19 protein-coding genes and 1 pseudogene are annotated in these 21,981 nt (G+C 60.8%); 9 read left to right on the top strand and 11 right to left on the bottom strand.

Translation table 11 applies throughout. The features are described 5' to 3' along the window. Window positions 1-16 precede the first annotated feature (16 nt). The 5 genes from U5A08_RS18900 to U5A08_RS18880 all read right to left on the bottom strand — a co-directional run bounded on the left by U5A08_RS18900 (window position 17) and on the right by U5A08_RS18880 (window position 4,508). Window positions 17-1,258 carry an NAD(P)/FAD-dependent oxidoreductase gene (locus U5A08_RS18900; protein ID WP_253397186.1) on the bottom strand — a complete coding sequence of 414 codons (1,242 nt, stop codon included), beginning with the start codon at window positions 1,256-1,258 and terminating at the stop codon, window positions 17-19. A gap of 50 nt (window positions 1,259-1,308) precedes the next feature. Next, window positions 1,309-2,019, bottom strand: coding sequence for an ABC transporter permease (locus U5A08_RS18895; protein ID WP_321847986.1), 711 nt, complete (start codon window positions 2,017-2,019; stop codon window positions 1,309-1,311). Continuing rightward, a complete protein-coding gene (locus tag U5A08_RS18890; protein ID WP_253397185.1) occupies window positions 2,016-2,735 on the bottom strand; it encodes an ABC transporter permease in 720 nt (239 codons plus the stop codon). Before U5A08_RS18890 ends, U5A08_RS18895 begins: the two co-directional genes overlap by 4 nt. Before the next feature lie 110 nt (window positions 2,736-2,845). Further along, a complete protein-coding gene (locus U5A08_RS18885; protein ID WP_321847985.1) occupies window positions 2,846-3,604 on the bottom strand; it encodes a transporter substrate-binding domain-containing protein in 759 nt (252 codons plus the stop codon). A gap of 25 nt (window positions 3,605-3,629) precedes the next feature. Further along, on the bottom strand, window positions 3,630-4,508 hold the full coding sequence (locus U5A08_RS18880) for a MurR/RpiR family transcriptional regulator (RefSeq protein WP_321847983.1): 879 nt from the start codon (window positions 4,506-4,508) through the stop codon (window positions 3,630-3,632). A gap of 148 nt (window positions 4,509-4,656) precedes the next feature. Here U5A08_RS18880 and U5A08_RS18875 point away from each other — a divergent pair, with 148 nt between their 5' ends. After that, on the top strand, window positions 4,657-5,685 hold the full coding sequence (locus U5A08_RS18875; protein WP_321847982.1) for an Ldh family oxidoreductase: 1,029 nt from the start codon (window positions 4,657-4,659) through the stop codon (window positions 5,683-5,685). Window positions 5,686-5,724: 39 nt separating this feature from the next. On the opposite strand, the gene U5A08_RS18870 is transcribed toward U5A08_RS18875, so the two are convergent. Beyond that, the gene (locus U5A08_RS18870; RefSeq protein ID WP_247404174.1) at window positions 5,725-6,612 is read right to left on the bottom strand and encodes a helix-turn-helix domain-containing protein; all 888 of its coding nucleotides are present in this window, start codon (window positions 6,610-6,612) and stop codon (window positions 5,725-5,727) included. Between the two features lie 204 nt (window positions 6,613-6,816). On the opposite strand from U5A08_RS18870, the gene U5A08_RS18865 reads away from it, so the two are divergent. The 4 genes from U5A08_RS18865 (at window position 6,817) to U5A08_RS18850 (ending at window position 11,297) form a co-directional block, all read left to right on the top strand. Beyond that, the gene (locus U5A08_RS18865; RefSeq protein WP_253397180.1) at window positions 6,817-7,656 is read left to right on the top strand and encodes an SDR family NAD(P)-dependent oxidoreductase; all 840 of its coding nucleotides are present in this window, start codon (window positions 6,817-6,819) and stop codon (window positions 7,654-7,656) included. Window positions 7,657-7,765: 109 nt separating this feature from the next. After that, window positions 7,766-9,514: an FAD-dependent oxidoreductase gene (locus tag U5A08_RS18860; RefSeq protein ID WP_321847978.1), complete on the top strand. Its 1,749-nt coding sequence runs from the start codon at window positions 7,766-7,768 to the stop codon at window positions 9,512-9,514. Next, entirely contained in the window at window positions 9,514-9,846 is a 333-nt protein-coding gene (locus U5A08_RS18855) for an NIPSNAP family protein (RefSeq protein ID WP_253397177.1), read from the top strand. Before U5A08_RS18860 ends, U5A08_RS18855 begins: the two co-directional genes overlap by 1 nt. 77 nt (window positions 9,847-9,923) lie before the next feature. Next, window positions 9,924-11,297 carry an MFS transporter gene (locus U5A08_RS18850; RefSeq protein WP_253397175.1) on the top strand — a complete coding sequence of 458 codons (1,374 nt, stop codon included), beginning with the start codon at window positions 9,924-9,926 and terminating at the stop codon, window positions 11,295-11,297. Here the strand turns inward: U5A08_RS18850 and U5A08_RS18845 are convergent. The 5 genes and pseudogenes from U5A08_RS18845 to U5A08_RS18825 all read right to left on the bottom strand — a co-directional run bounded on the left by U5A08_RS18845 (window position 11,294) and on the right by U5A08_RS18825 (window position 17,358). Beyond that, window positions 11,294-12,850, bottom strand: coding sequence for a methyl-accepting chemotaxis protein (locus tag U5A08_RS18845; protein WP_321852255.1), 1,557 nt, complete (start codon window positions 12,848-12,850; stop codon window positions 11,294-11,296). The genes U5A08_RS18850 and U5A08_RS18845 overlap by 4 nt on opposite strands. A gap of 809 nt (window positions 12,851-13,659) precedes the next feature. Then, window positions 13,660-13,860, bottom strand: a pseudogene (locus U5A08_RS18840) (DUF6691 family protein); the annotation flags it as partial. Window positions 13,861-13,918: 58 nt separating this feature from the next. Further along, window positions 13,919-14,725, bottom strand: a complete 807-nt coding sequence (locus tag U5A08_RS18835) for a sulfite exporter TauE/SafE family protein (protein ID WP_253397172.1) — start codon at window positions 14,723-14,725, stop codon at window positions 13,919-13,921. A gap of 28 nt (window positions 14,726-14,753) precedes the next feature. Continuing rightward, window positions 14,754-16,424 carry a bifunctional protein tyrosine phosphatase family protein/NAD(P)/FAD-dependent oxidoreductase gene (locus U5A08_RS18830; protein WP_321847976.1) on the bottom strand — a complete coding sequence of 557 codons (1,671 nt, stop codon included), beginning with the start codon at window positions 16,422-16,424 and terminating at the stop codon, window positions 14,754-14,756. Between the two features lie 55 nt (window positions 16,425-16,479). Beyond that, window positions 16,480-17,358, bottom strand: a complete 879-nt coding sequence (locus U5A08_RS18825) for an MBL fold metallo-hydrolase (protein ID WP_321847975.1) — start codon at window positions 17,356-17,358, stop codon at window positions 16,480-16,482. A 242-nt stretch (window positions 17,359-17,600) separates the two neighbouring features. On the opposite strand from U5A08_RS18825, the gene U5A08_RS18820 reads away from it, so the two are divergent. From U5A08_RS18820 to cydB, 4 genes are all read left to right on the top strand, one after another. Beyond that, on the top strand, window positions 17,601-18,932 hold the full coding sequence (locus tag U5A08_RS18820) for a sigma-54 interaction domain-containing protein (protein WP_321847973.1): 1,332 nt from the start codon (window positions 17,601-17,603) through the stop codon (window positions 18,930-18,932). Window positions 18,933-19,090: 158 nt separating this feature from the next. Next, window positions 19,091-19,267 (top strand): cytochrome oxidase putative small subunit CydP, encoded by a 177-nt coding sequence (gene cydP / locus U5A08_RS18815; protein ID WP_253397168.1) that lies wholly within the window; start codon window positions 19,091-19,093, stop codon window positions 19,265-19,267. Next, complete coding sequence (locus U5A08_RS18810; RefSeq protein ID WP_321847969.1) at window positions 19,264-20,835, top strand: cytochrome ubiquinol oxidase subunit I; 1,572 nt, start codon at window positions 19,264-19,266, stop codon at window positions 20,833-20,835. Before cydP ends, U5A08_RS18810 begins: the two co-directional genes overlap by 4 nt. Then, complete coding sequence (cydB, locus tag U5A08_RS18805; protein ID WP_321847967.1) at window positions 20,828-21,964, top strand: cytochrome d ubiquinol oxidase subunit II; 1,137 nt, start codon at window positions 20,828-20,830, stop codon at window positions 21,962-21,964. The genes U5A08_RS18810 and cydB overlap by 8 nt, the downstream gene beginning before the upstream one ends. The last annotated feature ends 17 nt before the right edge of the window (window positions 21,965-21,981 follow it).

The following is a 21,981-nucleotide window of genomic DNA, read 5'->3' as shown; positions in this document are numbered from 1 at the left end:
GCGGTTACTCCGCTAATCAGTGGAAACGTTCTGCGCTGTAAGGCGCCGGGTCAGTAAAGGTCGCGGCGCCGGTGAGCATCTCGGCGAGCAGGCGCCCGCTGACCGGGCCGAGGGTCAGGCCGTGGTGGGCATGGCCGAAGTTGAACCACAGGCCCGGGTGATGCACCGCGGGGCCGATCACCGGGCGCATGTCCGGCAGGCACGGACGGCGACCCAGCCACGGTTCGGGGTCCAGACGCTCGCCGAGTGGGTAGAGCTTGCGCGCCAGGGCTTCACAGCGACTGAGCTGAATGTCATTGGCCTGATCGCTGCTCTCGGCAAACTCGATGCCCGTGGTCAACCGGATACCCTGAGCCATCGGCGCCAGGACATAGCCGCCCTGGGCATCGCAAATTGAATGCTGCAACTGTGCATCGTGCAAAGAGCTGTAGTGCATGTGGTAGCCGCGCTTGATTGCCAGCGGAATGCGATAGCCCAGTGGCTTGAACAGCTCGGGCGCCTGTGGGCCGAGCGCGATCACCGCCTGTTCGGCACTCACCGGGCCTTGTTCGGTCTGAACCTGCCAGCCGCCGTCGAGTTGTTTGAGCGTCAGCGCATCGCCCTGAATGAACTGCCCGCCGCGCTTGATAAACAGCGCGGCGTAGCCACGGGTCAGCGCCCCGGGATCGCTGACGGTTTTCGGATCAAGCCAGTGAATGCCGCCCACCGCCTGTTCGTTCAGCGACGGTTCACGCTCGCGCAATTGCTCGCCGTCCAGCACTTCATAACGCAAGCCATAAGGCTGCAAAGCATGGGCATCGGCCTGGGCCTTGATAAAGGCCGGTTGATTGCGAAACACCTCGATCCAGCCATTGGCTTTGATCAGGTCGCCCATGCCGGCGGCCTCGATCAGCACATCGTGCTCATCCACGCAGCGCTGCACCAACGGCAGCATGGCGCGGGCGGCCTGGTTCAACCTGGGCGGCGACGAGTTCTGCCAGTAGGTGAACAGCCACGGCGCGACCTTGGGCAGGTAGCGCCAGCTATACCGCACATCGGATTGCTGGTTGAGGCCGTAGCGCACCAGGCTCGACAGCTCTCGCGGGAACGCATAGGGAATCACACTGGAGCGCTCGATCAACCCGGCATTGCCATGGCTGGTGCCGTTCCCGGGTTGCTGGCGGTCGATCAGGATGACCTGAACACCACGCGCTTGCAGGTGCAGTGCAGTACAGACGCCGACAATCCCGGCGCCCAGAACGATGGTTTGGCAGTGCATGAAAAATTCCTTGTAACGCGCCGTGTGGGCGTGGGGGTAAACGACAGGCATCAGAGCAGGTGGCGACCCAGTCGGGCTTCGACGCGCTTGAGCACGCGGCGGATAATCTCGACGATCAGCAGATAAAGCACGGCTGCCCACAGGTAAATCTGGAAGTCGAGGCTGCGCGAGAAGGCCAGCTTGCTAACGCCCATCAGGTCGTAAATGGTCACCAGCGAAGCGATGGCGCTGGCCTTGATCATCAGAATCAGCTCGTTGCCCAGCGGGCCGATGGCGACCACCAGCGATTGCGGCAGGATGACTTTGAAGAATGTCGTTGAGCGTTTCAGGCTCAAGGCCTTGGCCGCCTCATGCTGCCCCTGGGACACCGAGAGCAGGCTGCCGCGGAAAATCTCGGCCTGATACGCCGCCGTATTCAAGGTGAAGGCCAGCAGCGTGCAAAACCACGCGTCGCGGAAAAACCACCACAGCCCGACGTCTTGCCAGAACCCCTTGAACGACCCGAGGCCGTAATACAGCAGGAACAACTGCGCCAGTAATGGCGAGCCACGAAAGCAGTAGACGTACAGGGCGCTCAAGCGCTGCAACAGCAGGCTGTTGGACACCCGAGCCAAGGCAATCAGCAGGCCGAGCAGGGCGCCGAGGGTGAATGAAATCGCTACCAGTTTGCCCGTTACCAGCAAGCCTTCGAGCATGCGCGGGCCATAGCGCTGCAACAGGTCGAGGTCGATAAAAAACTGCGCAAAACTCTCGAACGTCATGGTCGTGCGCTCCGCAGATGCCGATTGAAGTGCTGCTCGATAAACGCGAACACGCGCCCCGACAGGGCCGAGAAGAACAGGTAACCGAAGCAGGCCACGGCATAGAAGAACAACGGCTCCTTGGTCACGCTCACCGCCAGGTTGGTCTGGCGCATCAGGTCGACCAGAGAAATAGTCGAGACCAGCGACGTGTCCTTGAGCAGCGACAACCAGTTATTCGACAGCCCGGGCAGGGCGATGCGCACCAGTTGCGGGAACACCACTTTGCGAAAGGTCGTCGCCTTGCTCAGGCCGAGGGCCGCAGACGCCTCGTATTGACCCTTGGGGACAGTCTTGAACGCAGCGAGCCAGATCTCGCTGGAGAACGCCGCAAAGACGAAGCTGAAGGCGACCATGGCGGCCAGAAAGGTATTGATGGTGACCTGGGTTTCGTAGCCCATGGCCGCGAGTATTTTTTGTGCCGCAATCTGGCAGCCATAGTAAATGATCAGCAGCGTCAGCAACTCGGGCAAGCCACGGAACACCGTGGAAAACAGCGTGGAAAATGATCGCAGCCAAGGCTTTTTCGAACGCGCGGCCAAGGCCAGTCCAAGCCCCAGGGGCAAGCCGATCGGCAAGCAGGCCAGCGCCAGCCCCAGGGTCACCAGCGCCCCGGCCAGCAGCGCTTGCCCCCAGCCGCCGCTGGCAAACGACAACAGCGATAGATGTTCGATCATGCTCGAACCCTCGTGAAAGGACATCGTGGAATGAACACCGGCCAACCTGCGTCCGGCCAGGGCCGGGCTCAGGCAGCGGGTGGACAGTCAGTGCTCGGAGCGGCGACGAATCAGTGGTAGATGTCGAAAGCAAAGTACTTGCTGGAGATCTTCTGATACGTGCCGTCGGCAACAATTTCATCGATGGCTTTGTTGAAGCGTTCGCGCAGCGCGTTGTCTTCCTTGCGCACCGCAATCGAGGCATCCGCCTGGGTGCCATTGACGTCGCCGAGCATTTTGCAGCAGCTCTTGCCGGCCTTGTCGATCCAGTCGGCGAGCGGGAATTTGTCGGCAATCACACCGTCGAGCCGACCCGACGCCAGGTCGCTGTTGGCCTCGTCCAGGGTCGGGTAGAGCTTCACATTGGCGCCGGCTTTGCCATACACGTCTTCGGCATAAATTGACTGGGTAGAAGAGGATTGTGCGCCGACGGTTTTACCTTTGAAGTGGGTCTGCGCGTCGCTGATGTCCGAGTCGTGGGGAACCGCAACCGACAGTGGGGTTTTGTAGTAGTGACGGGTGAAGCTGATTTTCTTGCGACGCTCTTCGGTGTCGATCATCGACGCCACGACCGCGTCATATTTCTTGGCCATCAAGGCCGGAATGATGCCGTCCCAGTCCTGCGCCACAAGGGTGCATTGGGCCTGCATGCGCTCGCACAGGGCGAGGGCAATATCGACGTCGAAGCCATGGAGTTTGTTATCCGAATCGACATAGTTAAACGGCGGGTAAGCGCCTTCAGTGGCGATTTTCAAGACGTCGGCCTGAGCGACACCGACACTGGCGGCGAATACCGCACACACACTTGCAAAGCGAATGAATCGTTTCATCGTTGCCTCTCAATCTGCTGGCCTATTACTCTTGTTTGCTCGCGAGTGACGATGTGTAACCCACGAATTCGTTGTGTAGCGCGGCAGTTGCTTCCAAGCGTTTTTCTACATCGGGCCCGAGTTTCTTGCAGACCTCGTTGACCATCAGGTGCACGAGCGACAACATCGTCGCCGTCGATTCCCAGAAAAGATTGAATTCGGTAGGCAGGCGAAAGACCTCGTCGGCGTGCAGTTCGGCCCAATCGCAAAAGGTGTCGGTGATCAGCGTCACCGGGATGCCAGCCGCGCGGGCCTTGCGGCACAGGGTCAGGGCGTGGCGCGAATAACGGCGCGCCTCGAACACCACCAGCGCGGTGTGTTCCGGGTTGCTCAGCAACACATCGCCGAAATGCCCGGCAGAGCCGTCCACCACCTGCACGCCATCGCGCAGGTACTGCAACAGGTGCACCATCGAGAGGGCGATGCCGCGTTCGGTCTGAAAGCCGGCAACGAAGATTTTTGGGGTGTTTGCCAAGCGTTCGCTGACGGTATTCCAGGCGGGCGTCTGGCTGTGTTCGTAGACGCGTACCAGCGCGGCGACTTCCAGTTCCAGGCTGCGTGAAGGGCCTTGCGGGTTGTGGCTCTGTTGCTGGCGAAATTCTTGCAAGCGGTCGCCCACCAGCCACGGGCCATCGCCGAGGTCATCTTTCAGGTCGTTTTTCAGATCCTTGAAATGGCTGTAACCGAGTGCACGACAAAAGCGCCCCACGCTCGACTCGCTGACCCCGAGTTTCTGGGCGATATCGGCGGCGGTCTGAAAGGGCAGCTCATGCAGGTTGGCGAGCATGTACGTGGCAATCGTCCGACCGGAAGCGGCAGCTGTCGACAGACTGTTTTCAAGACGTTGCTTGATCGGTTGGCTCACGGTACGACTCACTGTATTTTTTTGCTTGCGACAGAAAATGAATGTTTTCTGTCGTCAAGTCAACATTTGACAGTTTGCTGTCATGACTAGATAGTCGAATGCTTGCAACGGCGCTGGCTTTGCCCTACCTCGATCCGGGAGTTTTCAAATGTCTTCACCTGCACATTCTGCTGTAGAGCCTATTGCTTTCAGCGATCTGGTCGTGTTGCTGCGCGCCATTTTCGAGCGTCATGGCACGTCGGCCGAAGTCGCTGCGGTACTGGCCCATAACTGCGCCAGCGCCCAGCGCGACGGCGCTCACAGCCACGGGGTGTTCCGGATTCCCGGCTACGTCTCGACCCTGGCCAGTGGCTGGGTCGATGGCCGGGCGGTGCCGGTGGTGGAAGATGTCGCCTCGGGTTATGTCCGGGTCGATGCGCGCAACGGTTTCGCCCAACCGGCTCTGGCCGCTGCCCGCGAGTTGTTGCTGGAAAAAGCCCGCAGTGCCGGGATTGCCGTGCTGGCGATTCACAACTCCCACCATTTCGCGGCGCTCTGGCCAGACGTTGAACCCTTCGCCGAGGAAGGGCTGGTGGCCTTGAGCGTGGTCAATAGCATGACCTGCGTGGTGCCCCATGGCGCTCGACGCCCCCTGTTTGGCACCAACCCGATTGCCTTCGCGGCGCCTTGTGCGGGAAGCGATCCGATCGTTTTCGACATGGCGACCAGTGCCATGGCCCATGGCGATGTGCAGATCGCTGCGCGTGCCGGTGAGACCTTGCCGCCGGGCATTGGTGTCGATAGCCAGGGGCTGGCGACACAGGACCCCAACGCGATTCTCAATGGCGGCGCATTGTTGCCGTTTGGCGGGCACAAGGGCTCGGCCCTGTCGATGATGGTGGAGTTGCTGGCGGCCGCGCTGACCGGTGGTAACTTCTCTTTTGAGTTCGACTGGAACCAGCACCCCGGGGCGAAAACCCCGTGGACCGGGCAACTAATTATCGTGATCGATCCGCGCAAGTCCGTGGGCGAACGTTTTGCCCAGCGTGCCCAGACCTTGGTGGCGCATATGCATGAAGTCGGCGTGCAACGTATGCCGGGCGAACGTCGTTACCGCGAACGCGAACATTGCGCGCAGCACGGCATGGCAATCGCGGAGCAGGACTTGGCGCAGCTGCGGGCGATGGCTGAAGGCTGAGGCGGTGTACGACCGGCAGGCGTTGCCGCGCCCTGAGCCTCAGTGCCGCGCGGCCTGGGCCTGAAGGCGAAACTCACTGGGGCTGCACTGGGCGTGCTTGCGAAAAAAACGGCTGAAGTAGCCGACATCGGAAAACCCCATGCCGTGGGCAATCTGCTTGACGCTTTGGGGCGAATGGGCCAGTTCGCGTTTGGCTTCGAGGATCAGTCGGGCGTTGATCAAGGTCATGGGGGTCATGCCGAGTTGTTCATGACACAGCCGGCCCAGGGTGACCACGGTGATCCCGAGGAAATTGGCGTAGTCATGCAGCGAAAGGTGTTCGCGAAAGTGCCGGTTCACCCGTTCGCGGAACGCGATCATCTGCTGGCTGCGCCGATCGTGACGGTGCGCATGCAGGTCGTGGGTGTGCTCGCTCAGGCGCAGCATCTGGATCACCAGCGCGAGCAGCAATGACATGCTGCACGCGACATGCTCCCGGCCACGACCGTGATACTCCTCGTACAAGGCCCGATACAGCGGCTCCAGCGGATTGTCGGCCGGTTCCCAATGCGGCAGGGCGACGACGCAGGGTTTCTGGATCTGCGCCAACAGGCCCGGGGAGAGCACTTGGACGATGCTTTCCAGCGGGTGTTGCACGGCAGTGATCACATGCCCTTCGACCCGTCCGTGCCAGGCGAAGCCATGGACGATCTGCTCAGGGATGAACAGCAGGCACGGCGCCTTGACCTCGACCCGCTGGTTGTCCAGCAGCACCTCGCCTTCGCCGCTTTGCAGGTACAGCATCTGCAACAACCCGTCGTGTCGATGGGCGGCGATCTCCCAGTTATAGGCGCCGGAGCGCAGGGAGATCGACTCGACATGCAGGGAGTCGTGCCATATCGGCGCTGCCGCTTCGCCGTACAGGGCATAGCTGGGAATCTTGTTCATTATTTTTATGGTCTACGGGCACGAGTTTTCTACCTTAGCGAAGAATCCGCGCGTTGGGCAATTTGCCGCAGATTTGTCGTAAAAGTCTCGACGGTTGAACGTTTTGTCCATTCTTGCGCGCCGTCCCACGCTTCTATCCTGAGCAGCGCCTGCGGCTTCCCGTGCAGTGGGCGAACTGTCTTGAAATGCGTGTTGGAGATAACAATGAATAATAACGACCTGCAGAAAAGCTGGCTGAACCTCGATTCCAGGGTGTGTGTGCTCACCGGCGCGGCCGGCGGTATTGGCGCCGCGATTGCCGCCGCGCTGGTGCGCCAGAACGCCCATGTGGTGCTGCTTGATCGCGACGAACACAAATGCCGTGAACTGGCCGCCGAGCTGGCGCAAAACAGTGCAGCGGATGTCTCTGTGCTGCACTGCGATATTGCCGATCCCGTCAGCGTGCAACAGGCCGCCGAGCACGTGCAGGCGCTCCATGGGCGCTGCGATGTGCTGATCAACAACGCCAGCGTGCTGCAGGCCGGGGCGCTTGAAGCGCTGACCGTGGACGAATGGAACCGGGTGCTCTCGGTCAACCTGACGGGCTATTTGCTGTGTGCCCAGGCGTTCGGGCGGCTGATGCTGGCCCGGCACAGCGGCAGCATCGTGCACATCGCGTCGATCGCCGCGCATTACCCGCAAACCTTCAGCGGCGCCTACAGCGTCGCCAAGGCCGGGGTCGCCATGCTCTCCCGGCAGATCGCCGCGGAGTGGGGGCCACGCGGCATTCGCAGCAATGCCATTTGCCCGGGCCTGATCCGCACGCCGCTGTCGGCGGCGTTCTACGCCGACCCCAAGGTCGAGCAGCAGCGCAAGGCGATGACCGCCAACCAGCGCATCGGCGAGCCCCAGGACATCGCCGATGCCGTGCTCTTCCTCGCGAGCTCGCGGGCCGGTTATGTCAACGCTGCCGAACTGACCGTCGACGGTGGCCTGGAAAGCATGCTGATGGCGTTGATTCCTCGCCCCGGCTACGAATCCCCCATGGCCAGCCGCCAGGCCTGACCCGCGTCCGGCCGCTGATGGCCGACTCCGAATACCCAAGCCAACCTGTGCCTGTCGTGCTGTCGATGACGGCGAGCGTTCGGTTGGCTTTTACCGAGTGAGACTGACTATGACGACGACAACTACCGAGGCGATCCGTCGGTGCGACGTACTGGTGATCGGCGCCGGTGCCGGTGGCCTGGCGACCGCCATCACCGCGCGCAAGCAGGGGCTGGAAGTCATTGTGATTGAAAAGGATGCGTACTTCGGCGGCACCACCGCGTTCTCGGGAGGGGTGCTGTGGATTCCCGGCAACACGCTGTCCAAGGCCAACGGCATTTCGGACAGTCGGGAGGCCGCGCTGACCTACATGAAGAACGAAACGGGCGATTTGTACGATGCCGAGGCCGTCGATGCGTTTCTCGATAACGCGCCGCAGATGATCGAGTTTTTCCAGCGAGAGACCGAGGTCCGGTTCATTCCGACCCTCTATCCGGATTACCACCCGGACGTGGGCGGTGGCGTCGATATCGGCCGTTCGATCCTCGCCGCGCCTTTCGACATTCGCCGGCTGGGCGCCGACATGGCACGCCTGCGCCCGCCGCTCAAAACCATCACGTTCATTGGGATGATGTTCAATTCGTCGAATGCCGACCTCAAGCATTTCTTCAATGCGACCAAATCCCTGACCTCGTTCCTTTATGTCGCAAAGCGCCTGATGACGCATGCCAAGGAATTGCTGCTTTACCGGCGCGGCATCCAGGTCACCAGCGGCAATGCCTTGGCCGCGCGGCTGGCGAAATCGGCGCTGGACCTGGGGATTCCGATCCTGACGCAAACCAGCGCCCGGCAATTGTTGAAAAGCGCAGACCGGGTGACGGGGGTGATCGCTCAGACCGAAGGCGGCGAGTTGCGGTTTGAAGCCCGCCACGCGGTGGTACTGGCCAGCGGCGGGTTTTCCCATGACCTGCAACGCTTGAAGCAGGCCTATCCCCATGTGCGTCGCGGTGGCGAGCATTTCTCACCGGTGCCGCAGACCAACACCGGGGATGGCGCACGCATGGCCGAGGCGTTGGGCGGCAGCGTCGATATCCGGCTCAAGGCGCCCGCTGCCTGGATGCCCGTCTCGAAAGTGCCGATGGGGCACGGCACGTTCACGGCCTTTCCGCATTTGCTCGATCGCTACAAGCCCGGCGTGATCGGTGTGACCCGCAATGGCCAACGGTTCACCAACGAGTCCAACTCCTACCACGACGTCGGCGCGGCGATGATCGAAGCCTGTGCCGATCAGAGCGAAACCGCCATGTGGTTGATCTGCGACCGCCGGACCATGGCCAAGTACGGCCTGGGGTACGCCAAGCCGGCGCCGATGCCCCTCGGGCCATTGCTGCGCAATGGCTACCTGCACAGCGGCCGCACCCTGGCTGAATTGGCGCAGAGCGCCGGGCTCGACGCGGCCGGGCTGGAACAGACCGTGCGCGACTACAACCGCACGGCGGGGCAGGGCGTGGATCGGCAGTTCGGCCGCGGCACCACTGCCTTCAACCGCTACCTTGCCGACCCGCAGAACCTGCCGAACCCGTGCGTGGCGCCGATTGGCGACGGCCCTTACTACGCCCTCAAAGTCATCATGGGCGATCTCGGCACCTTTGACGGCATCAAAACCAGCGTCTGCGGTGAAGTGCTCGACCTTCAGGGCCAGGCGATCGATGGGCTGTACGCGGTGGGCAACGACCGCGCGAGCATCATGGGCGGCAACTATCCCGCCGCCGGTATCACGCTCGGGCCGATCATGACTTTCGGCTACCTCACGGGCCTGCACCTGGCTCGGGTGGCCGCCGCAAAGACACCGGGCAAGCCTCGGCAGGAGGTGGCCTGATGAATCACAAACCGGTCATCGACCACCGTATCTACACCATTCGCCCACGGGGCATGCCCGAGTTCATCGAGGTCTTCGATCGCCTGGCGATGCCGGTTTTGCTCGAGCATCTGGGCGCGCCGCTGGGGTTCTATACCAGCAGCATCGGCCCTTTGAACCAGGTCGTGCACCTGTGGGGCTACGACAGTCTCGATGACTTCGAACGACGCAGTCAGGCGCGGGATAGCGATCCCCGCTTCCCGGTCTACCTGCAGGCTTCGGCGCATCTGATCGTTGCCCAGGAAACCCGGATTATCCGTCCGGTGCGGTTCCACAGCCTCGGCCGCGTTTGAGCTGCCGGTTGCCGTTTCACCCCAATAAAAAAGCGGGCGCAGTGGTTGAGCGCCCCCACAACACAGAGGTGACTTTTATGCTGACCACTCAACCCATCGACATTCACGCGCTGATCAACAGTCGCCCCATTGGCGGCTTTCAGAAGTGGGTGGTGTTTCTCGGTTTCCTGATCATCGGCCTGGATGGCTTCGATGTGGCAATCATGGGCTTTATCGCACCACAATTGAAAATGGACTGGGGCTTGAGCCATCAGCAGTTGGGCCCGGTGCTGAGTGCGGCGCTGATTGGCCTGGCGGTTGGCGCATTGGTCGCCGGGCCGCTGGCCGACCGTTACGGGCGCAAGATCGTGCTGGTGAGCAGTGTGTCCATGTTTGGCTTGTGGACGCTGGCGACGGCGTTTTCCCCGGACATCAGCACCATGGTGATCCTGCGTTTCCTCACCGGATTGGGGCTCGGCGCCGCCATGCCGAATGCCAGTACCCTGGTGTCGGAGTACGCGCCGCAGCGCAGCCGTTCGTTCCTGATTACGGTGGCGTTTTGCGGGTTCTCCCTGGGCGCCGCCGGAGGCGGGTTTCTGTCAGCCTGGATGATCCCGGCCTTCGGCTGGAAAAGCATGCTGGTGCTGGGCGGCGTCTTGCCCCTGCTGGTGGCGCCGTTGCTGTATTTCAAACTGCCCGAGTCGGTGACCTTCCTGGTCGCCAAGCGGGCGCCGAACGCACGTATCCGCGCCATTGTGGAAAAACTCGCGCCGGGCGTCAGTCACGCGAAATCGACCTTCTGCCTGCCGGCTCATCCGCTGCTGCGCGCTTCGGCGATGCGCATCGTATTGTCCCCGTCCTATCGCGTCGGCACGTTGATGCTGTGGAGCGGTTATGTGCTGGCGTTGTTTCTGGTCTACCTGTTCAGCGGCTGGTTACCGACCCTGGTGAAAGAGGGGGGCGGTTACAGCGTGGCGGACGCGGCCATTGTGACCGCGATGTTCCAGATCGGCGGACCCGCCGGCGCGCTGTGTGTCGGTTGGGTCATGGATCGCTGGAACAAATACCGGGTGTTGATGGCGGTGTTCGTGTTGAGCGGTGGGGTGATTTATGCGATCGGCCAGGCCACGGGGCACTTCCTCCTGCTGTGCCTGATCGCGTGGCTGGTCGGGTTTGGCCTCAATGGCGCCAGCGTCGGCATGAATGCGCTGGCCGCCACGTTCTATCCCACCCAGGCGCGAGCCACTGGCGCCAGTTGGATGAGCGGCATCGGTCGTTTGGGCGCGATCCTCAGCGCCTTTGCCGGCGCGCAGATGCTGAGTTGGGGCTGGACCTTCGCGCAAGTGTTTGCAGCACTGGTGGTGCCTTGCGGTCTGGCAGCCCTTGCGATCTATGGGTTGGGGCGTAGCGCCGGCGCGCTGTCGAGCGATCGACAGGGCGTGTCTGCGCCACCGAGCCGGACCCATTCCTAGACCTTGAAACGCTCCACGAGCTTTTCCAGCTCATGCCCCAGCCGCGCCAGTTCGTTACTCGACGCGGCGGTTTCCTCGCAGGTGTTTGCCGTCTGGTCGGAGATGTCGCGAACGTTGATCACGCTGCGATTGATCTCCTCGGTGACGGCGCTTTGCTGTTCCGCCGCCGTGGCAATTTGCTGATTCATCGCCTGAATGATCGAGACCTTGCTGGTGATGTTCTCCAGCGCGCTGACGGCGCGGTGGGTGTGTTCCACGCTGCTTTCGCTCAGCAACAGGCTGCTTTCCATGCCGGTGGCCACGGCTTGGGTGCCGCTTTGTACGCCGGCGACCAGGATTTCAATTTCTTCGGTGGAGCGCTGGGTACGCAGGGCGAGGTTGCGCACCTCGTCAGCCACGACCGCAAAACCGCGACCGGCCTCTCCGGCGCGGGCGGCTTCAATCGCAGCGTTCAGCGCCAACAGGTTGGTTTGCTGGGCGACGGCCTTGATCACATCCAGTACGCCGCCGATTTTATCGCTTTGTTCCTGGAGGTGGCGCACGGCGTCTGCCGACTGGTTGAGTTCTGCCGCCAGGCGCTGGATCTGCGCGATGGCTTCCCCGACGATCTGCTCGCCCTCGCAGGCTTGCTGATCTGCGGCGGACGCAGCGGCGGAGGCCTCCTCGGCGTTGCGGGCGACGTTGTGGACGGTGGCGGTCATCTCGTTCATTGAGGTGGCGACATGATCCGTTTCGGCTTTCTGGTTGCTGATGCCGGAGTTCGTTTGCTCGGTGACCGCAGACAGCTGTTCGGCAGCGCTGGCAACCTGGATGACGCCGGATCGAATGCCGTCGATCAGCTCATGAAGGTTGAGCATCATCTGTTGGAGGCCTGACTGCAGTTGGCCCAGTTCATCACGCCGGGTCACCGCCACAGGCTCGGTCAAATCGCCCCGGGCAATGCGGTTCACCGCCTGGAGCGTGTGCTGCAGTGGATTGACGATTTGCCGTGTGATGACCCATGCGGCGAGTGCGCCCAGCAGCAGGGCCAGGGTCGCGACGAGTCCGAGTGAGGTCTTGGCGGACGCGGCATCGGAATCGCGTTTGGTATTTTGCGATTCAATCAGTTTTTGCGTGGTGTCGAGCAGCACGTCACCCAACTGTCCCATCCGTTTAAACAGGGATGCTTGGTCAACGTTGGGCGTGGACAGGTCGTGCAGCAGTTGGCCGTACTCTTTGGCCGCATTTCCCTGCTGTTGAATCAGGTCTTGATCCCGTGGGTCGATGAATGTTTCGCTGATGCTGTCCAGGTGGGCTGCTAGGCGGTCCAGGGTTTGCCGCAGCGGTTGATAGGCATCCGGTTGACTGTTCGTACCGATGCGTAAACGAATGATGCGCAAGTCTTTGGTGTAATCGCTGATCTGAGCAATTTCCTCAACCTTAAGCCCGCGATCGGTCAATGTCACAACGGCGTACCAGCCGGTGGCGGCCAGCAGCAATGCAAGCCCCAGTACCAGGCCGAATCCCAAACTTAATTTAGCACTGACTCGGATATTGCTGATCCAGCCGAACATATGGACTCCAGGTTGTAACGCAGGTTGAGTGATCCTTGATTCCCTGAATGTCGACCATCCATCCCAATGCTTTAGTTTTAGTCTGACGGTCGCGCTGTTCCAAAGGACAATTCGCGCCGTGTCTAAAAAATGTTGGAATGTGCGAGACATTGTGGGGCGGTGGGGCTGAAAGGTTACAGCCCACGTCTGCCGGGCGTTGGAGAAGAGGCTGGCTCTTCAACTAAGGGGGTGTTTGCGAGCGTAACAGTGTGGCCTTGTACTTTAGTCGAATATTCAGAGAGTCCGGGTTATGGCCGGCCCGTATTCAGGGCTCCAACGCTCGAAAAAAGTGCAGGGTCGTAATTAGGGATTTAGATCTTGATCGCTTTTTTTAGATAGGAAAACAGCTGGTCCTGGCAAGCCCTGTATTGGTTTTCAAGGCTCTCCACCTCAAACATGCGAGCCAGCCATACCTCATCACAGGCCGCCTCTAAATGATTGACAGTTGTCATCCAGAGCGTTTGGGCGTTCGCCGTCGCTCGGAGTAATTGCAACAGTTCCTCATTTATCTGAAGGGTGTTGGGTGAGGCGTGTATGGGCGACATTAAAAGTACCGAGAGTCGATTTTAATCGTGGTTGGTTTTTCTATCATGCACTATAAAGCCCTGCTTGTGAGGGGCAGTATTCGACTAATGGCTAACGCGGTGGCACAGTAAATTTGGATTTTTTTGGTGCGGATATTCACCCGACTTATAATGTTGCGCGCGCAGCTACAGTGGTTTGTCGCATTAAGCAGATGATTCGATTCAGCTGATAAGTTGAGTCTGCCTTTAACCGTTATTCAATAAAATACTGCGGCGGTAGTTGCGTCTTAGATGCAAAAACACGACGGCTTGCCAGTGTTCTTTCAGCAGGATGGCCACCGCCGGGCCGGGGCAAATCCTGGCGATGCCCCAACCGATGCCAAATAACAGGCTGCCGCCAACCAGGCGTCGGTCCAGTTCACGCTTGCCGGGGAACTGCATGGGGCTTGTCCAGTCATGGGTGACAGGCGTGGCTCAGGCACGCCTGGTAGTCGCTAGTCTAGGCTCATGCTCCAATCGCTTTGACCAGGAGGGCCACCGCGACCAGCATCGACACGGCGGCAAACCCGCGTTGCAAGTGCGGGCCTGCCAGCCGCGCTGCGATCAGGCGCCCGCAGGCCATTCCAAACAATGCACCTATGGAGAACGGCAGGGCAATCGCCCACTGCAGATGCCCGGCCGCAGAGCTGGCGGCAACGCCGGACATCGACACCAGTGCAATCACCGCCAGGGACGTTGCCAGCACCGACTGCGCGGTCAAATTGGTGTATCGCTGCAGCGCCGGCACCATCACAAAGCCGCCGCCCACGCCGAGCAAGCCCGAAAGCCCGCCCGCAACCACGCCCGACACCGTGAGCGCCCAGGCGCACGGCGCCGTCCAGTTCAGCTTGCCGCGTTGGGCGTCCAATACGCAGGGCGGCGGCTTGGTCGCGACGGCGGCCTTTGACGCCGGGGACGGTGGCAACGACCGTTTGAATACCCGGAACGCCACATACATCAGCACGCAGGCAAATATGATCGTCAACGGACGATTCGGCGTGCGCTGCGCCAGCCAAAGGCCCAGGGGCGAACAGATGATCCCCGCGAAGGCAATCAACAGCGCTGCCTTGTAGCGGACGGTGCCGTTTTTCAGGCCCATCACCGCGCCCAGGGTCGCGGCCAGGCCGACGGCCAGCAGGCCAATGGGCCCGGCCTCGGCCATGCTCAAGCCCGCCCCAAACACCAGCAACGGCACCGCGAGTATTCCACCGCCGGCGCCGGTCAGCGCCAGAATCACGCCCACTGTCAGCCCGAGCAGTAAGACCATGATCATTTCAGTCTCCTTGCGTTCAGCCCTGATTTCATCGGTCGGTCAACTCGGGTTTCGCCAGCCATTCGCGGCCCTTGAGCATGCCCTTCCAATACAGCGGTGGAAGAATCCGCTCTTTGAGCAGCCAGGCCAGCCGGGAGGGGCGGGTGCCGTCGATCAGCCATGACGGGAAGCTGGGGGCGACCTTGCCGCCATAAGTGAACTCCGCCAGGACGATCTTGCCGCGTTCCACCGTCAGCGGGCAGGAGCCATAACCGTCGTATTGGGCGCAACCGTTCGCCTTACCCATGGCCGCCAACACGTTATGGGCCACCACCGGCGCCTGCTTGCGGGCGGCGGCAGCGGTCTTGGCGTTGCTCGAATTGGCCGCGTCGCCCAGCGCATGAATGTTTGCCCAGGTTTTATGCCGTAGCGTGGCGGGGTCGACATCAATCCAGCCGGCCGCGTCAGCCAGCGGGCTGACCCGAATGAAATCCGGCGCGACCTGCGGTGGCACCACATGCAGCAAATCAAACTCGCGGGTCACCACACGGGGGCTGCCATCCGGATTCACGCCGCTGAACGTGGCCGTCCGTGCCGGGCCATCGACGTGGGTGAGGGTGTTGCCGAAATTCAGGTCGATACCGTAAGCAGTGACGTATTCCATCAGCGCCGGCACATAGTCGGGAACCCCGAACAGCACCGCACCGGCGCTGTAGAACTCGATCTCGACGGCATCCAGTACGCCGCTGCGTTTCCAATGATCGGCCGATAGGTACATGGCTTTTTGCGGCGCCCCGGCACATTTGATCGGCATCGGCGGCTGCGTGAAAATCGCCCGGCCACCCCGCAGTTGCTGCACCCTTTCCCAGGTATAAGGCGCCAGGTGATACAGGTAATTGGAGGTCACGCCATTGCGGCCCAGGGTCTCCGACAACCCCTCGATGGCATGCCAATCGAGCTTCAGGCCGGGGCACACGATCAGTTGCTCGTATTTGACGACCCGGCAGCCATCCAGAATGACCGCATTTCGCTCGGGCTCGAAAGCCGCCACCGCCGCCTTGATCCAATGCACGCCGCGGGGCAGGGTGGTGCCCATCGTGTGAGCCGTTTGGCGCGCGTCGAACACCCCGCCACCCACCAAGGTCCAGCCGGGTTGGTAGTAATGCACATCGGCCGGGTCGATGATCGCAATGTCGAGCCCCGGCACGCGGGCCAGCAGGCTGGAGGCGGTGGCGATACCCGCCGCGCCAGCGCCGATGATGACCACGGTGTGCTGCGCCTCAGCCACTTCGACCGGCGTGCGACCCTGGTTCGCAATCCGCCGAATCACGCCTTTCATGTCGAAGCCGGCTTTTTTGGCGCTCTCGACGATGTGCGGCAGGTCGTGTTGACCCGCTTGTGACAGCGCCCACATCGTTGTCGAGCGCATACCGGACCGGCAATAGGCCAACACCGGCTTGGGCAGCGTTTCCAACAGCTTGCCGAAGGCCGCCCCTTGCTCGTCGGTGACTTTGCCCGATTCGGCGGGAAGGTAGTGCGCCTCGATGCCGACTGCGTCGGCGGCGCGTTTGATTTCGGCAAACAACGGTTGGTCGCTGCCTTCGCCATCGGGGCGGTTACAAATGATGGCACGAAAGCCGGCGGCTTTCAGTTCAGCCAATTGGCTGGGGAGAATCTGTTCTGATACCGATAAAGCAGGTGCAAGGCGGCGGATATCCATAAGTGTCTCCGTTATGGGTATTTTTTCTTATATGTTTTTTTGGGGGGGATGAGTGTCAGGCGACGTTGAGCGGGATTTTCAGATAGCGGGTCCCGTTCGATTCAGGCTCGGGCAAATGCCCGGCTCGCATGTTGACCTGGACCGAGGGCAGGATCAGTGTCGGCATGTCCATCGAGGCATCCCGCTTGGTACGCATCGCCACGAACTCCTCCTCACTGATGCCATTGCGCACATGCACGTTGTGCTCGCGTTGTTCGGCAACGGTGCTGACGAATTGCACCTCGCGGCCGCCTGGCTGGTAGTCGTGGCACATATACAGCAACGTATCTGCGGGCAGGCTCAACACCTTGTTGATTGACTGGAACAGCGTGCGCGCATTACCGCCGGGGAAGTCGCAGCGGGCGGTGCCGTAGTCGGGCATGAACAGCGTATCGCCGACGAAGGCCGCCGTTTCGTTGCCCTTGCTGATCAGGTAAGTCATGCAGGCTGGCGTATGGCCGGGTGTATGCAGCGCGGTGCAGTGCAGCGTGCCGATGCTGAACGATTCGTCGTTGACGAACAGGTGATCGAACTGGCTGCCGTCGCGGGGCATCTCGCTACCGGTATTGAACAGCGTGCCGAAGACCTTTTGCACGGTCGAGATCTGGCTGCCGATGCCTATTTTTCCGCCGAGCTTTTCTTTCAGGTAGGGCGCGGCGGTCAGGTGGTCGGCGTGGACGTGGGTCTCGAGAATCCACTCGACCTTTGCGTTCAGCTCGTTCACCCGTGCTATCAGACGGTCGGCGGAGGTGGTGGCGGTGTAGCCTGATTTAGGATCGTAATCCAATACGCTGTCGATGAGCGCGCAGTGGCGGGTGGCCTCATCGAGTACCAGATAGCTGACGGTGTGGGTAGCAGGGTCGAAGAAGCCTTCGACGTGAAGTTTGACGCGCATGAACTGTCTCCTTAGGGGGGGCTTTTTTTTCGAGCCGCTTAGACTAAGGATTGACGCTGCAATAAGTTTGCCAGGCCAGGGTTTTAGCCAAATAGCCTAATATCCAATTGATTTTATTGGGCTTTGTGTTTGTCTATGGGCTTGTTCAGGCCGGCGTCTGGCGGATTAATCTGCCATTGGCAGTGCCTTGACAGAGGTGGCAGTGCCACAACAGGATGGAAGAATGGATACCAGGAGCCGTGATGAAGACTTTTCTGCCTACCCCACCCGACGCCGTCCCACGCCCGGATCAAGTGCAGTCGCTTGTTTCGTTTCTGGAACACGAGCCCAATCCAATGATCGTGCTCGATCCGGACTACAACATCCTGGCGGCCAACACGGCCTATCAGCGCCAGTTCGGTAGCGCTGACAAACCGTTTATCGGCCATAAGTGTTATCAGATCTCACACCATTACGACGTCCCCTGTGACCAGGCGGGTGAGAATTGCCCGATGAAAAAGGCCCAGGAAATGCGTGGGCCGGATCGTGTCTTGCACATCCACCACACACCGCGGGGGCCTGAGCACGTCGATGTCGAATTACGCCCGATCCTCGACGAGCACGGTGCGATCACCGCTTATGTGGAGCGCCTGACGCTGGTGCGCAGCGCATCGGCGCGCCCGAGCAACGATGGCTTGGTAGGCTGTTCACCGGCCTTCAACCTCGCCCTGTCGGAACTGCAGCGGGTGGCGCCCTCCATGTTGCCGGTGCTGCTCCTGGGCGAGTCGGGCACGGGCAAAGAGCTGTTCGCGCGCGCCGTCCATGAAACCAGCGAGCGGGCCAGCGGGCCGTTTGTCGTGGTGGATTGCTCTGGCTTGACCGAAACACTCTTTGAGAGCGAGCTGTTCGGCCATGAAAAAGGTGCCTTCACCGGCGCCGTCACGCGCAAGCCCGGCTTGGTTGAAACGGCCCAGGGCGGCACGTTGTTTCTAGATGAGATTGGCGATGTGCCGTTGTCCATGCAGGTCAAACTGTTGCGCCTGATCGAATCGGGCACCTATCGCCGGGTCGGCAGTGTCGAGACCTTCCACGCCAATTTCAGATTGATTGCCGCCACCCACAAACCGCTGGAAAAAATGATGGAAAAGGGCGAGTTCAGGCAGGACCTGTACTACCGCATCAGCGCTTTTCCCATTCACTTGCCCCCTTTGCGCAACCGGGTAGAAGACATCGGCTTGCTGGTGAATTCATTTCTACAACGTCGCGGTGCCGGCAAGCGTCGGCTGACCATCGACGCCGAAGCCCTGGCAAGGCTTCAGCAGTATCCGTGGCCTGGCAATATCCGTGAGTTACGCAATGCCCTGGAAAGAGCGAGTCTGTTCGCTGACGATGGCGTCATCCGCGCCATCCATTTACCCCAGGCGTCCGTGGCGCTGCCGCTTCAGGCTGATGCTGATGCTTCGACGACGTTCGATGACAGCACGCTGGCGCAGGCACTGGCGACATTCAAAGGCACCCGCAGCGAGCTGGCCAAGCACCTGGGGATCAGCGACCGCACCTTGTACCGACGCCTGAAAGAACAGGGCCTGGCCTAGTCATCTACGACTGCCAATGACTGCCATGCTGGCAGATTGGCAGCGGATTGATCTGCGGCGGTGCGTCAAACTCGCCGCTAAAAATCTATAACTTACTGTTTTTAAACGATAAAAATAGAAATTCTGCCTTTGGCATGTCCTGTGCTTACTGCATAGGCATGACCATTTCCGACAAACGCCTACTACGCCATCTGATTACAGCGGTGCTGATCAAGCTCCTGCTGTTGAGCGTGCTGTGGTGGCTGTTCATCCGGGATTCGCACGTCAGTGTCGACCCGAACATTGTCGGCAACCGTTTCGGTGTACCCACCTCGACTCAAGGGGCAAGCAAGTGATATCAGAACAACTGGTGGATTTGTCACGGCTGCAGTTCGCAGCTACTGCGCTTTACCACTTTCTATTCGTACCGCTGACGGTTGGCATGGTGTGGCTGCTCGTCATCATGGAAAGCGTCTATGTGATGACCGGGAATGTCATCTGGAAGGACATGACGCGCTTCTGGGGCAAGTTATTCGGCATTAACTTCGCCCTGGGGGTGACAACCGGTATCACCCTGGAATTCCAGTTCGGCACCAACTGGGCGTACTACTCGCACTACGTGGGCGACATCTTCGGTGCGCCGCTGGCCATCGAGGGCTTGATGGCGTTCTTCCTCGAATCGACCATGATCGGTCTGTTCTTCTTTGGCTGGGATCGCCTGAAGAAAGAACACCACTTGCTGGTCACGCTGCTGATGGCCGTCGGTACCAACCTGTCGGCGCTGTGGATTCTGATCGCCAATGGCTGGATGCAGAACCCGGTGGGCTCGGAATTCAGCTACATCACCATGCGCATGGAGATGGTCGATTTCTGGGCGGTGGTGTTCAACCCGGTCGCCCAGGCCAAGTTTGTGCACACGGTGTCGGCCGGTTATGTCACCGGTTCGATGTTCGTGTTGTCGATTTCCAGCTGGTACTTGCTCAAGAACCGTGATGTCGAGTTCGCCAAACGCAGCTTCCGGGTGGCGGCGGCGTTCGGTCTGGCCTCGGTGCTGAGCGTGATCGTGCTGGGGGATGAATCGGGTTACACCGTGGGTGAGGCGCAGCAAACCAAGCTGGCGGCCATGGAAGCCATGTGGGAAACCAAACCCGCACCCGCAGGCCTGACCTTGCTGGCCAGCATCAACGAAGCCGAGTCCAGGAATAACTGGGAAGTCGATGTGCCCTGGGTGATGGGCTTGATCGGCACACGCTCGATCAGCAAGCAGATTCCTGGCATTCACGACATCAAAGCGAAGAACCGCGCGCGCATCCTGCGTGGCATTACCGCCGTCAACGCGCTTGAAGCCCTGCGGGCCGATCGCACCGATAAGGCGGCGTTCGATACCTTCGAAGAGTACAAAGCGGACCTCGGCTTTGGCCTGCTGCTGAAAAAGTACGTTGAAGATGTGAACCAGGCCACGCCGGAGATCATCGACAAGGCGATGAACGACACCGTACCGCACGTGACCCCGATGTTCTGGGCGTTCCGCGTCATGGTCGCGCTGGGTTTCGCCATGCTCCTGCTGTTCGGGCTGGCCTTCTGGAGCACCTTGCAGTCGGTCTGCACACGCCGCCGCTGGTTGCTGCGTTGGGCCCTGTGCATGCTGCCTGCGCCTTGGCTGGCCTGTGAGCTGGGCTGGTTCGTCGCTGAATATGGTCGTCAACCCTGGACCATCTACGGCGTGCTGCCCACTCACATGAGTGTCTCCACCCTTAGCGTCAATAACCTCTATGGCTCGCTGGCAGGCTTCGTCGCTTTCTACACCGTGCTGCTGGTGGTTGAAATGTTCCTGATGGTCAAGTTCGCCCGCCAAGGGCCGGGCAGCCTCGGAACCGGTCGTTATGCTTACGATGCCAACATGAAGGAACTCCATCATGCTTGATTACTTCACCCTGAAAATTATCTGGTGGGCACTGGTCGGCGTACTGCTGATCGGCTTCGCCATCATGGACGGCCACGACATGGGGGTCGGCACCTTGCTGCCCTTCGTCGGCCGCTCGGACGTGGAACGCCGCGTCGCAATCAACACCATAGGGCCGCACTGGGACGGCAACCAGGTGTGGTTTATCACCGCGGGCGGCGCACTGTTCGCCGCGTGGCCGGTGGTGTATGCCACCGCGTTCAGCGGGTTTTACTGGGCGATGATTCTGGTCCTGTGGGCGCTGTTCTTCCGCCCGGTGGGGTTTGACTATCGCAGCAAGATTCACAACGCCAAATGGCGCAGCACCTGGGACTGGGGGCTGTTTGTCGGCGGGGCCGTGCCGCCGCTGGTGTTCGGCATCGCGTTCGGCAACCTGTTGCAAGGCGTACCGTTCCACTTCAATAACATGTTGGTTTCGACGTACACCGGGAGTTTCTGGCAACTGCTGAACCCCTTCGCGCTGCTGACCGGTGTGGTGAGCAGTGCAATGATCACCCTGCAAGGCGGTACCTATCTGGCGCACCGCACTGAAGGCGTGATCCAGGCCCGTGCGATCAAGGGCGGGGTTGGCGCGGCGCTGGTGCTGCTGTGCACATTCGTCATTGCCGGCGTGTGGTTGCAATGGATCGACGGCTATCGCATTACCTCGGTGGTGGATACCGCCGGGCTGCCGGATATTCTCAACAAAACCGTGGTACGCGAAGCCGGCGCCTGGATGGCCAACTATGGTCATTATCCTGTGTTGTGGCTGCTGCCTGCGCTGGGCCTGGCGGGCGCCGCCGGTGCCGCATTGTTGATGCTGATGCGCCGCACGCTGGCCGCGTTTGTCGCCTCGTCGCTCGCGGTGGTCGGTGTGATCAGCACCGCCGGTGTGTCCATGTTCCCGTTCGTCATGCCGTCGTCAACCGTGGCTGCGGCGAGCCTGACCGTGTGGGACAGCGTGGCCAGTCATCTGAGCCTGGCGATCATGTTCTGGGCCACGTTGATCTTCATGCCGTTGATCGTGATCTACACCTCGTGGGCCTATCGCGTCATGCGCGGCAAGGTCACCGTGGCGCATATCAACGCCAACGAACATTCGGCCTACTAACGCCATCAGAGGAGTAA

It is taken from the genome of Pseudomonas paraveronii (genome assembly GCF_963681955.1).
GTDB classification, from domain to species: domain Bacteria; phylum Pseudomonadota; class Gammaproteobacteria; order Pseudomonadales; family Pseudomonadaceae; genus Aquipseudomonas; species Aquipseudomonas paraveronii.
This window is presented reverse-complemented; position numbering and strand designations above follow the sequence as displayed.